Here is a 13,338-nt window from a genome sequence, read left to right as displayed (position 1 = left end):
TCAGACGACTCACACTCAGCCTCAGACGATTCAGGAGACCGACGTGACGACCGGAGCCACCGTCTGGCTCACGGGTCTGCCGAGTGCCGGCAAGACCACCATCGCCCACGAGCTGGCCGGCCGGCTCCGTGCCGAGGGCCACCGCGTCGAGGTGCTCGACGGCGACGAGATCCGCGAGTTCATCTCGGCGGGCCTCGGCTTCAGCCGCGAGGACCGGCACACCAACGTGCAGCGCATCGGCTTCGTCGCCGAACTGCTCGCCCGCAACGGCGTGCTCGCCCTCGTCCCGGTCATCGCGCCGTACCAGGACAGCCGCGAGGCGGTGCGCAAGCGGCACCAGACGAACGGCACCGCGTACGTGGAGATCCACGTGGCGACTCCGGTGGAGGTGTGCAGCGAGCGGGACGTGAAGGGCCTGTACGCCAAGCAGGCCGCGGGCGAGCTCAAGGGGCTCACCGGGGTCGACGACCCGTACGAGGCACCCGAGTCGCCCGATCTGCGCATCGAGTCGCAGAACCAGACCGTGCAGGAGTCCGCGGCGTCCGTGTACGCCCTGCTGAGCGAAAGGGGACTGGCATGACGACCGCCGCCACGGTTTCCGAGGAGACCGACAGCCCGTACGCGCTCTCCCACCTCGACGCTCTCGAGTCGGAGGCGGTGCACATCTTCCGTGAGGTGGCGGGTGAGTTCGAGCGGCCGGTGATTCTCTTCTCCGGCGGCAAGGACTCGATCGTCATGCTGCATCTGGCGCTGAAGGCGTTCCGCCCGGCGTCGGTGCCGTTCTCGCTGCTGCACGTGGACACCGGGCACAACTTCCCGGAGGTCCTCGACTACCGGGACCGCACGGTCGCCCGGCACGGGCTGCGGCTGCATGTCGCCTCGGTGCAGGACTACATCGACCGGGGTGTGCTCAAGGAGCGCCCGGACGGCACCCGCAACCCGCTGCAGACGCTGCCGCTGACGGAGAAGATCCAGCAGGAGAAGTTCGACGCGGTCTTCGGCGGCGGCCGCCGCGACGAGGAGAAGGCCCGGGCCAAGGAGCGGGTGTTCTCCCTGCGGGACGAGTTCTCCCAGTGGGACCCGCGCCGCCAGCGCCCCGAGCTGTGGAACCTCTACAACGGCCGGCACGCCCCCGGCGAGCACGTCCGCGTGTTCCCGCTGTCGAACTGGACCGAGCTGGACGTGTGGCAGTACATCGCCCGTGAGGGCATCGAACTGCCGGAGATCTACTACGCGCACGAGCGTGAGGTGTTCCGGCGCAGCGGCATGTGGCTGACGGCCGGTGAGTGGGGCGGGCCGAAGGACGGCGAGACGGTGGAGAAGCGCCTGGTGCGCTACCGCACGGTCGGTGACATGTCCTGCACCGGCGCCGTCGACTCCGACGCCGACACGATCGAGAAGGTGATCGTGGAGATCGCCGCGTCCCGGCTGACCGAGCGGGGCGCCACCCGCGCCGACGACAAGATGTCCGAAGCGGCGATGGAAGACCGCAAGCGCGAGGGGTACTTCTAGAGATGAGCACGATCACGACCGAGGAGCTCTCGGCGACCACGCTGCTGCGGTTCGCCACCGCCGGTTCCGTCGACGACGGCAAGTCCACCCTCGTCGGGCGGCTCCTGCACGACTCCAAGTCCGTCCTGACCGACCAGCTGGAGGCCGTCGAGCGCGCTTCCGCCAGCCGGGGCCAGGAGGCGCCGGACCTGGCGCTGCTGACCGACGGTCTGCGGGCCGAGCGGGAGCAGGGCATCACCATCGACGTGGCCTACCGCTACTTCGCCACGCCCCGGCGCCGGTTCATCCTGGCCGACACCCCCGGTCATGTGCAGTACACCCGCAACATGGTCACCGGCGCCTCCACCGCCGAGCTGACGGTGATCCTGGTCGACGCCCGCAACGGCGTGGTGGAGCAGACCCGCCGGCATGCCGCCATCGCCGCGCTGCTGCGGGTGCCGCACGCGGTCCTCGCCGTCAACAAGATGGACCTGGTCGGCTACGACGAGACGGTGTTCGCCGCGATCGCCGAGGAGTTCACGGCGTACGCGACCGAGCTGGGCGTGCCTGAGGTCACCGCGATCCCGATCTCCGCCCTCGTCGGCGACAACGTCGTGGACCCCTCGGCGAACATGGACTGGTACGGCGGGCCGACGGTGCTGGAGCACCTGGAGACGGTCCCGGTCGCGCACGACCTGAGCCACTGCCACGCCCGGCTGCCGGTGCAGTACGTGATCCGGCCGCAGAGCGCGGACCACCCCGACTACCGCGGCTACGCCGGGCAGATCGCGGCCGGTTCCTTCCACGTCGGGGAGGAGGTGACGGTGCTGCCGTCGGGCCGCACCTCGAAGATCACGGGTATCGATCTGCTGGGTGAGCCGGTCGAGGTGGCCTGGACGACGCAGTCGGTGACCCTCCTGCTGGAGGACGACATCGACATCTCGCGCGGCGACCTCATCGTGCCCACCAAGGACGCGCCCGCGACCACGCAGGACATCGAGGCCACCGTCTGCCACGTCGCCGACGCACCCCTGACGGTCGGCCACCGCGTGCTGCTCAAGCACGGCACCCGCACGGTCAAGGCGATCGTCAAGGACATCCCCTCCCGCCTCACGCTCGCCGACCTGTCCCTGCACCCGCACCCGGGACAGCTCGTCGCCAACGACATCGGCCGGGTCAAGATCCGCACCGCCGAGCCGCTGCCGGTCGACTCCTACGCCGACTCGCGGCGCACCGGCTCGTTCATCCTGATCGATCCCAACGACGGCACGACGCTGACCGCGGGCATGGTCGGCGAGTCCTTCGCCGCCCCGGAACCGGTCAAGGACGCGTCCGATGACGACGGGTGGGACTTCTGACATGAACTCCCCCGACTTCTACTCCATGTTCGCGAAGGAGGGCGGCCGCGTCGGCAGCGGTGCTCTCGGCAGCGGGCAGGGCGGAGTCGCGCGATGTGTGCGCTGACGTACGCGCACTGCCTGCGCGCCCTCGCCCCCCACCGCCGTAGACGAAAACCTGCCGACCTCCCGGCCACGACCTGAGAGACCGTGACCGCCGGGCCTCCGAGAGGAAACCCTCCCGTGCCTGCATCATCCGCTCTGCGCCGATCCTTCGCGGTACTGGCCGCACTGCCCCTGCTCACGCTGGCCGCCTGCGGCTACGGCTCCCAGTCGAAGGACGACGGCACCGCCAAGGTCGCCGCCGGGGCGAAGAAGATCGACGGTCTCGACACCGTCAAGATCGGCTACTTCGGCAACCTCACCCACGGCACCGCGCTGGTGGGCATGCAGAAGGGCTTCTTCCAGAAGGCGCTCGGCGCCACCAAGGCCGAGCCCGCGCTCTTCAACGCGGGGCCCTCCGAGATCGAGGCCCTCAACTCCGGCTCCATCGACATCGGCTGGATCGGCCCCTCCCCGGCCATCAACGGCTACGTCAAGTCCCAGGGCAAGAACCTGCGGATCATCGGCGGCTCGGCGTCCGGCGGTGTGAAGCTCGTAGTCAACCCGGACAAGATCAAGTCCCTGAAGGACGTCAAGGGCAAGCGGATCGCGACCCCGCAGCTCGGCAACACCCAGGACGTGGCGTTCCTCAACTGGGCCGCCGACCAGGGCTGGAAGATCGACCCGCAGAGCGGCAAGGGCGACGTCACGGTCGTGCGCAGTGACAACAAGGTCACCCCGGACGCCTACAAGTCCGGCTCGGTGGACGGTGCGTGGGTGCCGGAGCCGACCGCGTCGAAGCTGGTCGCCGAGGGCGGCAAGGTCCTCCTCGACGAGGCGTCGCTGTGGCCGGACAAGAAGTTCGTGATCACGAACATCATCGTGCGCCAGGAGTTCCTCAAGAAGCACCCGAAGGTCGTCGAGGCCGTGCTGAAGGGCTCGGTCGAGACCAACAAGTGGATCAACGCCAACCCGGACGCGGCGAAGGCGGCCGCCAACGAGCAGCTGGCCACGTACTCCGGCAAGGCGCTGCCGGCCGACGTGCTGGACCCGGCGTGGAAGTCGATCCGGTTCACCGACGACCCGCTGGCCTCCACCCTCAACACCGAGGCCGACCACGCCGTGAAGGCGGGGCTGCTGCAGAAGTTCGATCTGAAGGGCATCTACGACCTCGCGCCGCTGAACAAGGTCCTCAAGGCCGAGGGCGAGCCCACGGTCGACGACGCCGGTCTCGGCGCGAAGTAAGCCCGGTTCCCGAAGAGTCCCAGGAGGTGACGACCATGGCCACGACCCTCGCCAAGGCCGCCGACGGCACAGAGGCGGCCACCCACGCCGCCCGGATCGAGCACGTCTCGAAGTCGTTCGCGGGCCCCGCCGGGCAGCAGCTCGTCCTGGACGACATCACCCTCGATGTCGCGCCCGGCGAGTTCGTCACCCTCCTGGGGGCCTCGGGCTGCGGCAAATCCACCCTGCTCAACCTGGTGGCGGGCCTGGACCGGCCCTCCGCCGGCGAGATCACCACGGACGGGCGCCCGGCCCTGATGTTCCAGGAACACGCCCTGTTCCCCTGGCTCACCGCGGGCAAGAACATCGAACTGGCCCTGAAGCTCAGCGGGGTGCCGAAGGCGGAGCGCCGCGAGCGGGCGGAGCGGCTGCTCGAACTCGTCCGGCTCAACGGCGCGTACGGCAAGCGGGTGCACGAGTTGTCGGGCGGTATGCGCCAGCGGGTCGCCCTGGCCCGGGCGCTGGCCCAGGAGAGCAAGCTCCTGCTGATGGACGAGCCGTTCGCGGCGCTGGACGCGATCACGCGGGACGTGCTGCACCACGAGCTGACCCGTATCTGGCGTGAGACGCAGGTGTCCGTCCTGTTCGTCACGCACAACGTGCGCGAGGCGGTCCGCCTCGCCCAGCGTGTGGTGCTGCTGTCCTCCCGTCCGGGCCGGATCGCCCGCGAGTGGACGGTGGACATCCCGCAGCCGCGCCGCATCGAGGACACCGCCGTGGCGGAGCTGTCCGTCGAGATCACCGAAGAACTGCGTGGGGAGATCCGCCGTCATGGCCAGCACTGACTCGACGACGACCGTCGACAAGGACGGCAACGACCTCGCCGGGCTGGAGGCGGGCCTCGACGCGCTGGAGACGCGGCAGACCAGCCGCAAGCCGTTCCGGCAGACCTTCACCGAGAAGATCCTGCCGCCCGTCCTCGCCGTCGCCCTCGTCCTGGCGGTCTGGCAGGCCCTGATCTCCTTCAAGGTCGTCGACGACCCGACCAAGCTGCCCGCGCCGTCGGCGGTGTGGGACGTCGTCCACCAGGCGTGGCTCCAGGGCGAACTGCTCGGCTACATCTGGACCAGCATCTCCCGGGGCTTGCTCGGCTTCTGCTTCGCCCTGGTCATCGGCACCCCGCTGGGTCTGCTGGTGGCCCGCGTGAAGTTCATCCGCGCGGCCATCGGCCCGATCCTGTCCGGCCTGCAGTCCCTGCCCTCGGTCGCCTGGGTGCCGCCGGCCGTGATCTGGCTGGGCCTGAACAACTCCATGATGTACGCGGTGATCCTGCTCGGCGCGGTCCCGTCGATCGCCAACGGCCTCGTCTCGGGCGTCGACCAGGTGCCCCCGCTGTTCCTGCGCGCGGGCCGCACGCTCGGCGCGACCGGCCTCAAGGGCACCTGGCACATCGTGCTCCCGGCCGCGCTGCCCGGCTATGTGGCGGGCCTGAAGCAGGGCTGGGCCTTCTCCTGGCGCTCCCTGATGGCCGCCGAGATCATCGCGTCCTTCCCCGACCTCGGCGTCGGCCTCGGACAACTCCTGGAGAACGGCCGCAACGCCAGCGACATGGCCATGGTCTTCGAAGCCATCCTCCTCATCCTCATCGTCGGTATCGCGATCGACCTGCTGATCTTCAGCCCGCTGGAGCGGTGGGTGCTGCGCAGCCGCGGCCTGCTGGTGAAGTGACCCCGTGATCAACAAGCCCGTTCTCCTCGTCATCGCCCACGGCAGCCGCGACCCGCGGCACGCCGCGACGGTGCACGCCCTGGTGCGCCGGGTCCGCTCCCTGCGCCCCGACGTACGCGTGGAGACGGGCTTCCTGGACTTCAACGTGCCCTCGGTGCAGGGGGTGCTGGAGTCCCTGGCGGTGCAGGGCGTCCGTGAGGTCGTGGCCCTCCCCCTCCTGCTGACCCGGGCGTTCCACGCGAAGGCGGACATCCCGGCGGTCCTCGGGGACGCTCCCCCGCAGCTGCGGATCCGCCAGGCGGAGGTCCTGGGCCCGTCGCCGCTGTTGCTGTCCGCCCTCGAGCGGCGCCTGTACGAGGCGGGCCTGTCCCCCGCCGACAAGTCCTCGACCGGGGTCGTGCTGGCCTCGGCGGGGTCCACCGACCCGGAGGCGATCGCAGTGATCGCAGAAATCGCGCGGGAGTGGCGGCACACCGGTTGGTGCGCCGTGCGGCCTGCGTTCGCCTCCGCATCTCTCCCCCGCACCCAGGACGCCGTCCGGGAACTCCGGGCCCTCGGCTGCGCCCGGGTGGCGGTCGCCCCCTACGTCCTCGCCCCCGGCTTCCTCCCGGACCGCATCGCGCGGGGCGCGGCTGAGGCGGACGTCCTGGCCGATGTGCTGGGTCCGGCGCCGGAGGTGGCGCGGGTCGTGCTGGAGCGGTACGACGCGGCTGGGGTACCGGCGTTGACGGCTGTGAGCGCCTGAAGCGGAACCGGCCATCAGGGCAAGGGCCCCGACGGCCCGTCACGCGGCGGGTTCCGGCTCCGGCTGGAGTGCGAAGGAGTAAGGGGCCCAGGGGCCGGTGACCTCGACGCGGAGGCCGGGGATGCCCTCGGCGGCCGCCAGTACGCCGGTGCGGAAGGCGTCGACGCGGTCGGCGGGGACGAGGTAGGCGTCGTTGCCGACGTTGGTGCCAGGGGCCGGGCCCGCGAGGCTTCCGCGTTCCGGGGTGTGTGCGACGCGGTCGACGGCGAGGGCGCCGGCGGTCTGTGTGAGGTGGGCGGCGGCCTGGGCGACCGTACGCCAGGCTTCCTCGTTTCTGCGCTGTCTGCGGCGGCGGATCGACAGGTAGGCGCGGCCGACGCCGAGGCCGGTGGGCGTTTCCCGTCCGGCGTCGGTGTCCGGCCCGGGTGGTGTGATGTCGGGGGTGGCGTAGATCTTGACGCCGAGTTCGACGTGGCCCGTGAGGCGGTCCAGGAGGGACAGGAAGTACGCGCGGCGGGTGTCGAGGGCGTGCCGGGCTCGGTCCTCGTCGGGGTAGACGGTGGCCAGGCTCAGGGGCAGGACGGCGGCGCCGCTCGCGACGAGCGCGGCGACCACGGCGTGGTGGGAGCGGACCGTGGACTCCATCCAGTCCAGGTCGTCGAGGTGGGCCTTGAGGGGTCCGTCGGCGTAGTCGGCGGCCGGGACGTGGCCGACCGCGAAGGCCAGCCGGGACGTGGGGTCGGCGGGCTCCACCAGGTGGATCGGGTCGCCGGCGACACCGCGCACGTGCGCCACCGCCGCGGCGGCCCCGGGGGTGCGGCGCAGGACCGCGTAGACGTAGACGACGTCCGGGTCGGTCGGGTCGGTCATGGCTCCGGCCTCCTGTCGGCCGCCTTGAGGGCGGCGATCTCTGCGCGCAGCCGTTCGTTCTCGTCGGCCAGGGACCGCTCGGGGCGAGCGGCGCGGGAGGAGAGGGAGGGATCGTGTTCCCACCAGTCGATGCCCATCTCCTTCGCCTTGTCGACGGAAGCGACGAGCAGGCGCAGCTTGATGGTGAGCAGTTCGATGTCGAGCAGGTTGATCCGGATGTCGCCGGCGATGACCACGCCCTTGTCGAGGACGCGTTCGAGGATGTCGGCGAGGTTGGCGCTCTGGGCACCGGGGCCGTGGTCGTAGGGGGAGGGAAGGCGGGGCGGCCCGGTGAGTCCGCCTGTTGCCGGATGGGTCATGGTCGCAGGGCTCGTCTCCGGGCGTCGATCTCGTCGAGTCGGTCCAGCAGTTCGTCCTCGCGGCGGTCGTACTCGTCCTCGTCGAGGCGTCCCTCCAGCAGGGCCCGTTCCAGGTCGACGAGGGCCTGCCGGACGGGGGCCGGGTCGTAGTACTGCGCCTCGGCGGCGGCCTGCAGCTGCTCGGCGGCCCAGAGGGTGGTGCGCACGGGCGCGAGCGGGAGGGTGAGGATGCCGGTGAGCAGGCCCATGTCAGGCGGCGAAACTGTACGGGGGCAGCGGGCCGCGCAGCCGGAAGTCGTAGGCGGCGCCGTAGTCCTGGGCCAGGCGGCGGCCGGCCGTGGTGAACTCCTCGGCGCGGGCGTGTTCGACGAGGAACGACACGTTGAGGAAGTCGTCCTTGGCCGGGTCCGCCACGACGCTGGACCTGGCGAGTGAGGACAGCCGTCCGACGATCTCCTCGGCCTGCCGCCGCTGCCGGGCGTCGACCTGTCGGGCGACGAGTTCGCCGAGGGCGAGGCGGTCCTCGTAGCTGCCGGTGCCGTCGCGGGTGCACTGGTTGAGCCGGCGGGCCTCCTCCGACCCGTCGAGCACCTCGCGCAGCAGGTCTTCCTGGTCGTGGGCGGCCTTGAGGTTGAACTCGGCGGTGCCGTGCAGTTCGCCGAGCCTTCGGGCGTAGTCCTGGCCCTGCTGTTCCAGGGCCGTCCGGACGGCGGTGTCGTCGGGGGCGAGCAGGCCGAACCGCATGGGCAGGACCGAGCCGTCGGCCATGAGCCGTTCCTGGAGTGCCTGGTGGGCGGCGAGGTCGCGCCGTTTGGGCCGCAGGTCGGGGGGCGCGGCGCTGACCACGGCGGCGAGCGGGCCGTGGACGACCACGCGCGGGGGGCTTTCGGTGCCGCCGACGGTGCGCAGGCCGTCGAGCCGCAGGGGGTGGTCGGAGCGAGTGACGGCGTAGACGTAGACGCCGCTCACCGCTCGTCCTCCTGGCGGTCCTTGTCGTCGCGGTCGAAGATGTCGCCGATCGCGTCGATGGCGCCGCCGATCGCGCCGCCGGTCTTGCCCCGGGCGCCGCTCTCGACGAGGTTGCCGACGATGTCGGTGAGCTTGTCGGGGGCCTTGCGGCCGGACTCCAGGTCGAGGCGGTTGCAGGCCTCGGCGAACCGGAGATAGGTGTCGACGCTGGCGATGACGATCCGTACGTCGATCTTGAGGATCTCGATGCCGACCAGGGAGACACGGACGAACACGTCGATCACGAGCCCGCGGTCCAGGATCAGTTCGAGGATGTCGAAGAGGCCACCGGTCCCCGACCCGCTGGAGGTGGCGGCGGGTTGCGTCCCGCCGGTCTGCGTCATGACGGTCACGGTGCGATTCCTCTCGCGAGACTCGTTCTCGTGCCGCCCGTAGGTACGGGGGTGGCGGCGGGCGTGTTCACGCACACACCGAAACGGGTCTCAGCGGCGGGAGGCCGAAACACCCCCTAGCGGCCCCGGTCGAGCTGGCCGCGGGCGTACCGGCGGATCCGCTCGTAGCCCAGGAGCCGGCCCTCCGGATCGAGGGTGACCCGGTAGGTCGCCATGATGGTCATGGTGTCGGGGACCCGCTCCAGCTCCGCGACCTCCACGTCGGCCGTCCAGCCGTCGGGCGTCGGGCGGACGGCGGTGACGGAGTCGGGGGTCGTGCCGAGCAGTTCGGCGAGCTGGGCCGCCGCGCCGCGCATGGCCTGGACGGCCGTCGTACGGCCGGATGGGGTCGCTTGATCGTCGGTGCTCGTCATGGTCCTACCGTGCCAAGGCCCCGGCCCGTGCGGGGGCGATTCGGCCAAACGTGCGGTGCCGTCGGCCTTGTCACCGGGGCAGGGGGCCGGGCTCAGGTACCCGTCAGCTCCACGAGCTTGACGACGGTGTTCCAGTTGCGGGTCGTGGCGACGATCCCCTTGTTGACGCGCGGCTTCGAGAGGTGTTCGGCCAGCTTGGAGCGGCCCAGGCCGTTCGGGGCGTACAGGTACAGGGCGCGGTCGCCGAGGCGGAACTCCTCGGGGAGGTAGGCGGACTGGTCGATCTCCGCGAAGCGCTCGGGGGTCACGGGGGCGGAGAAGTACGTGACGTGGAGCTGCTTGGGCTCCAGGTCGGCGGCCGGGAACGGGCAGGCGTCGGCGATCGCCTTCAGATAGGCGTGGTCGCGCACGATCACGTCGACGCCGAAACCGAAGTGCTTCCGGATGGCGTGCGTGATCTCGGCGGCCAGCGACTCCTCGTCGCCGTGGCCGGAGGCGAACACGGCCTGGCCGCTCTGGAGGTAGGTCCGTACGTCCTCGTAGCCGAGGCCTGTCAAGAGGGTGCGCAGGTCCGCCATCGGGACCTTCTTGCTGCCGCCCACGTTGATTCCGCGCAACAGTGCCGCGTACGTCGTCGTCATCCGCTCACCCTAAGACGGCCGTCGTGCCCCGTGGGGGTGGGCACGACGGCCGGCGGGCGACTGCCCGAGCCCCGTAAATTACTCACCGGTCATCGCGGGGCACAACCTTCTGCTCAGGATCCACACACCCGAGGAGACCGATAGGTGTAAGGGACCGCGGTCCTTTCCGGTCCTCCCCAGTGGGGAGGGAGCTCGGGCCATGGGGATGACGTCCGGCCCGTCTACGTCACCGGGCAGCACGACGTGCGGGCTTTAACCGACTCATACCTTCAAAACGTAAGGGGGCGGCAGGGGGCCGCGCCCGCATCACGAGGGGGCGAGCCCGTCATGGGGAGCGGAGAAACACGGGTGCGGGGCCTGGCCGCCCGGGCCGGCGGCTGGAGCGCCCGGCACCGATGGGCTGCCGTCGGGATCTGGGTGCTGTTCGTCGTCCTGGCGACGGGGCTCGGTTCGGCGGCGGGCCGGGTCGACGTCAAGGACAGCGACCAGCTGAAGGGGGAGACACACACCGCCGCGAAGATCATCGAGGACGCCGGCATCGACGAACCGGCCGGCGAGACCGTGCTGATCCAGGCCAGGGGCTCCGGTCTGAAGGCCACGGACGCCGAGTTCCGGGACGCCGTCACGGCCGTGGTCCGGGCCGTCGAGGGAACCGGCCGCGTCACCCACGTGACCTCGCCGTACACCACGAAGACGATCTCGAAGGACGGGCGCAGCGCGCTCGTGCAGTTCGACATGCGCGGCGAGCCGGACACCGCCGGTGAGCGAGTCGAGCCGGTACTGAAGGCCGTGGCGGGCGTCCAGAAGGACCACGGGTCGCTGCGGATCGAGGAGATCGGCGGCGCCAGCATGATGAAGACGTTCGACGACGCGTTCGGGGACGACTTCAAGAAGGCCGAGTACTCCGCGGTGCCGGTGGCCTTCGGCATTCTGCTCATCGCCTTCGGCGCGCTGGTGGCGGCGCTGCTGCCGGTGGCGCTGGCGCTCACCGCGATCATGGCGACGATGGGCCTGATGGGGGTGATCAGCCACGCGGTGCCGATGACGGACGCCGCGAACTCCGTGATGCTGCTCGTCGGTCTGGCCGTCGGTGTGGACTACTGCCTGTTCTATCTGCGTCGTGAGCGGGAGGAGCGCGCCGCGGGCCGGGACGCGCAGACCGCGCTGCGGATCGCCGCCGCGACCAGTGGCCGCGCGATCGTGGTCTCCGGTGTCACGGTGTGCGTGGCCATGGCGGGCATGCTGTTCACCGGGCTCGCCGAGTTCGAGGCGATGGGTCTGGCCTCGCTGATCGTGGTGGCCGTGGCCATGGTGGGGTCCGTGACCGTACTTCCCGCGCTGCTGTCGCTGCTGGGCGAGCGCGTGGAGAAGGGCCGTATCCCGTTCCTGCGCCGCAAGCAGGGCGGCAACGGGGAGAGCCGGTTCTGGACGGCCGTCCTGCGGCGGGTGCTCGCCAAGCCGGTCGTGTCCGTCGCCGTGGCGACCGGTGCCCTGCTCGCCATCGCCGCTCCCGCGGTCGGCATGAAGACCCAGAACCTCACGCTGGACCAGGAGTTCGGCGACTCGCTGCCGATCGTGCAGACGTACAACCGGCTCAACGAGGCCTTCCCGGGCGGCTCGGACCCGGCCCAGGTGATCGTGAAGGCGGACGACATCAACGCGCCCGAGGTGCGGTCGGCGCTGGCCGACTTCCGTGAGCGGGCGGTCAGTTCGGGGGCCTCGCGCGGCCCGGTGGAGATCGAGCTGCACGACGCGCAGAACCTCGCCGTCGTGTCCGTCCCGCTGGTCGGCGGCTCCGACCTCGACCAGGCGGGCGCGAGCCTGGACAAGCTGCGCGACGACGTGCGGCCCGCCACGCTCGGCGAGGTCGACGGCGTCGAGGCCCCGATCACCGGACAGGTCGCGGGCTCGAAGGACTTCAACGACCAGTTGGCGGGAGCCGTCGTCCCGGTCTTCGCGTTCGTCGTGGTCTTCGCCTTCGCGCTGATGCTCCTGTCGTTCCGCTCGCTGACCGTCGCGATCACGTCGATCGTGCTGAACCTGCTGTCGGTGAGCGCGGCCTACGGCATCCTCGTCGCGGTCTTCCAGCACGGCTGGGGCGCCTCGCTGGTGGGGGCGGAGGGCGTCGGCGCGATCGTCACCTGGCTGCCGCTGTTCCTCTTCGTGATCCTGTTCGGCCTGTCGATGGACTACCACGTGTTCGTGGTCTCCCGCATCCGCGAGGCGCGGCTGCGGGGTCTGGCGACGAAGGACGCGATCCGGCACGGCGTGGTCACCACGGCCGGGGTCGTCACCAGTGCCGCGGTCATCATGGTCGCCGTGTTCGCGATCTTCGGGACGCTGTCCATGCAGTCCATGAAGCAGATGGGCGTCGGCCTCGCGGCCGCCGTGCTCATCGACGCGACGATCATCCGGGGCGTGCTGCTGCCGGCGGTGATGGCGCTGCTCGGGGAGCGCAACTGGTACCTGCCCACGTGGCTGCACCGGCTGCCCGACCTCACGCACGACGAGACGCCGCAGGCGGTCGCGGGACCGGCGGCGCGGGACGACGAGGGCGAGCCCGTCAGGGCCTGATCCCCCCGCTCCCCCGCCGCTGTGGGGCCCGTCGGCTCCGGGGGAACCGGCGGGCCCTGTCAGCCGGTGAGCCGCCGCACGTGCAGCACGTCCTCGTCGCAGCGCACGATCTCCAGCTCCCGGTCCGGGCGAGCACCCCCGAAAGTGAGCGCGAGGTGACGGTCCGACACGAGCCGCCAGCGGCCGGGCACGGCGCCGGGAGCGTCACCGCGACCCAGCGGATGGTCGGTGAAGGTGCCGTCGGGCGCGAACTCCATGCCACGCCGCCCGCGCGCCGGCGGGAAGGGGTGGTCGTCCGGCCGGTACACCCGCACGTCCTCGTGGTCCTCCTCGTAGGAATGGACCCACGAGCGGAACAGGCCCGATGGGGGCTCATGCATGACCCGGCCACCTCATTCGCCCAGATAGTCCAAATTGCCGGTCTTCCATCTGAGTGCCTAGGATTATCAGTGTATGGGTCCGGAGGGAACGGGCAACCGGCCGCTCCACTCGG

16 protein-coding genes are annotated in these 13,338 nt (G+C 70.9%); 8 read left to right on the top strand and 8 right to left on the bottom strand.

Annotated features, from left to right (window positions below):
• Window positions 1–43 precede the first annotated feature (43 nt).
• From cysC to QF034_RS32420, 7 genes are all read left to right on the top strand, one after another.
• Window positions 44–580: an adenylyl-sulfate kinase gene (cysC, locus tag QF034_RS32450; RefSeq protein ID WP_244204493.1), complete on the top strand. Its 537-nt coding sequence runs from the start codon at window positions 44–46 to the stop codon at window positions 578–580.
• On the top strand, window positions 577–1,512 hold the full coding sequence (gene cysD, locus QF034_RS32445; protein ID WP_306962220.1) for a sulfate adenylyltransferase subunit CysD: 936 nt from the start codon (window positions 577–579) through the stop codon (window positions 1,510–1,512). The genes cysC and cysD overlap by 4 nt, the downstream gene beginning before the upstream one ends.
• Window positions 1,513–1,514: 2 nt before the next feature.
• Window positions 1,515–2,849, top strand: coding sequence for a sulfate adenylyltransferase subunit 1 (locus QF034_RS32440; RefSeq protein WP_307178246.1), 1,335 nt, complete (start codon window positions 1,515–1,517; stop codon window positions 2,847–2,849).
• A 222-nt stretch (window positions 2,850–3,071) separates the two neighbouring features.
• The gene (locus QF034_RS32435) at window positions 3,072–4,175 is read left to right on the top strand and encodes an ABC transporter substrate-binding protein (RefSeq protein ID WP_307178245.1); all 1,104 of its coding nucleotides are present in this window, start codon (window positions 3,072–3,074) and stop codon (window positions 4,173–4,175) included.
• Window positions 4,176–4,210: 35 nt separating this feature from the next.
• The gene (locus QF034_RS32430; RefSeq protein WP_307178244.1) at window positions 4,211–4,999 is read left to right on the top strand and encodes an ABC transporter ATP-binding protein; all 789 of its coding nucleotides are present in this window, start codon (window positions 4,211–4,213) and stop codon (window positions 4,997–4,999) included.
• Window positions 4,986–5,882 (top strand): ABC transporter permease, encoded by an 897-nt coding sequence (locus QF034_RS32425; protein WP_307178243.1) that lies wholly within the window; start codon window positions 4,986–4,988, stop codon window positions 5,880–5,882. The genes QF034_RS32430 and QF034_RS32425 overlap by 14 nt, the downstream gene beginning before the upstream one ends.
• A 4-nt stretch (window positions 5,883–5,886) precedes the next feature.
• Window positions 5,887–6,627, top strand: a complete 741-nt coding sequence (locus tag QF034_RS32420) for a sirohydrochlorin chelatase (protein ID WP_307178242.1) — start codon at window positions 5,887–5,889, stop codon at window positions 6,625–6,627.
• Window positions 6,628–6,666: 39 nt separating this feature from the next.
• Here the strand turns inward: QF034_RS32420 and QF034_RS32415 are convergent, their stop codons facing one another.
• The 7 genes from QF034_RS32415 to QF034_RS32385 form a co-directional block, all read right to left on the bottom strand.
• Window positions 6,667–7,497, bottom strand: coding sequence for a GvpL/GvpF family gas vesicle protein (locus QF034_RS32415; RefSeq protein ID WP_307178241.1), 831 nt, complete (start codon window positions 7,495–7,497; stop codon window positions 6,667–6,669).
• Entirely contained in the window at window positions 7,494–7,856 is a 363-nt protein-coding gene (locus tag QF034_RS32410) for a gas vesicle protein (RefSeq protein WP_020277769.1), read from the bottom strand. Before QF034_RS32410 ends, QF034_RS32415 begins: the two co-directional genes overlap by 4 nt.
• Entirely contained in the window at window positions 7,853–8,104 is a 252-nt protein-coding gene (locus QF034_RS32405; protein ID WP_307178240.1) for a gas vesicle protein GvpG, read from the bottom strand. Before QF034_RS32405 ends, QF034_RS32410 begins: the two co-directional genes overlap by 4 nt.
• A gap of 1 nt (window position 8,105) precedes the next feature.
• Window positions 8,106–8,825, bottom strand: coding sequence for a GvpL/GvpF family gas vesicle protein (locus tag QF034_RS32400; RefSeq protein WP_307178239.1), 720 nt, complete (start codon window positions 8,823–8,825; stop codon window positions 8,106–8,108).
• On the bottom strand, window positions 8,822–9,208 hold the full coding sequence (gene gvpJ, locus QF034_RS32395) for a gas vesicle protein GvpJ (RefSeq protein WP_307180025.1): 387 nt from the start codon (window positions 9,206–9,208) through the stop codon (window positions 8,822–8,824). Before gvpJ ends, QF034_RS32400 begins: the two co-directional genes overlap by 4 nt.
• 125 nt (window positions 9,209–9,333) lie before the next feature.
• The gene (locus QF034_RS32390) at window positions 9,334–9,630 is read right to left on the bottom strand and encodes a gas vesicle protein GvpO (protein ID WP_307178238.1); all 297 of its coding nucleotides are present in this window, start codon (window positions 9,628–9,630) and stop codon (window positions 9,334–9,336) included.
• A gap of 92 nt (window positions 9,631–9,722) precedes the next feature.
• The gene (locus tag QF034_RS32385; protein WP_307178237.1) at window positions 9,723–10,271 is read right to left on the bottom strand and encodes a DUF1697 domain-containing protein; all 549 of its coding nucleotides are present in this window, start codon (window positions 10,269–10,271) and stop codon (window positions 9,723–9,725) included.
• Window positions 10,272–10,598: 327 nt separating this feature from the next.
• Here QF034_RS32385 and QF034_RS32380 point away from each other — a divergent pair, with 327 nt between their 5' ends.
• A complete protein-coding gene (locus QF034_RS32380; protein ID WP_307178236.1) occupies window positions 10,599–12,845 on the top strand; it encodes an MMPL family transporter in 2,247 nt (748 codons plus the stop codon).
• Between the two features lie 59 nt (window positions 12,846–12,904).
• On the opposite strand, the gene QF034_RS32375 is transcribed toward QF034_RS32380, so the two are convergent.
• Window positions 12,905–13,225: a hypothetical protein gene (locus QF034_RS32375; protein ID WP_307178235.1), complete on the bottom strand. Its 321-nt coding sequence runs from the start codon at window positions 13,223–13,225 to the stop codon at window positions 12,905–12,907.
• Between the last annotated feature and the right edge of the window lie 113 nt (window positions 13,226–13,338).

Source organism: Streptomyces africanus (assembly GCF_030816955.1).
GTDB classification, from domain to species: Bacteria; Actinomycetota; Actinomycetes; order Streptomycetales; family Streptomycetaceae; genus Streptomyces; species Streptomyces africanus.
Note: the sequence above shows the minus strand (reverse complement) of the source record. Positions and strands in the feature narration are given on the sequence as shown.

Coding starts and splice junctions, on each gene's coding strand:
- cysD (WP_306962220.1), top strand. CDS start 577: ATGACGACCGCCGCCACGGTTTCCGAGGAGACCGACAGCCCGTACGCG.
- QF034_RS32440 (WP_307178246.1), top strand. CDS start 1,515: ATGAGCACGATCACGACCGAGGAGCTCTCGGCGACCACGCTGCTGCGG.
- QF034_RS32430 (WP_307178244.1), top strand. CDS start 4,211: ATGGCCACGACCCTCGCCAAGGCCGCCGACGGCACAGAGGCGGCCACC.
- QF034_RS32425 (WP_307178243.1), top strand. CDS start 4,986: ATGGCCAGCACTGACTCGACGACGACCGTCGACAAGGACGGCAACGAC.
- QF034_RS32415 (WP_307178241.1), bottom strand. CDS start 7,497: ATGACCGACCCGACCGACCCGGACGTCGTCTACGTCTACGCGGTCCTG.
- QF034_RS32410 (WP_020277769.1), bottom strand. CDS start 7,856: ATGACCCATCCGGCAACAGGCGGACTCACCGGGCCGCCCCGCCTTCCC.
- QF034_RS32405 (WP_307178240.1), bottom strand. CDS start 8,104: ATGGGCCTGCTCACCGGCATCCTCACCCTCCCGCTCGCGCCCGTGCGC.
- gvpJ (WP_307180025.1), bottom strand. CDS start 9,208: ATGACGCAGACCGGCGGGACGCAACCCGCCGCCACCTCCAGCGGGTCG.
- QF034_RS32390 (WP_307178238.1), bottom strand. CDS start 9,630: ATGACGAGCACCGACGATCAAGCGACCCCATCCGGCCGTACGACGGCC.
- QF034_RS32385 (WP_307178237.1), bottom strand. CDS start 10,271: ATGACGACGACGTACGCGGCACTGTTGCGCGGAATCAACGTGGGCGGC.
- QF034_RS32380 (WP_307178236.1), top strand. CDS start 10,599: ATGGGGAGCGGAGAAACACGGGTGCGGGGCCTGGCCGCCCGGGCCGGC.
- QF034_RS32375 (WP_307178235.1), bottom strand. CDS start 13,225: ATGCATGAGCCCCCATCGGGCCTGTTCCGCTCGTGGGTCCATTCCTAC.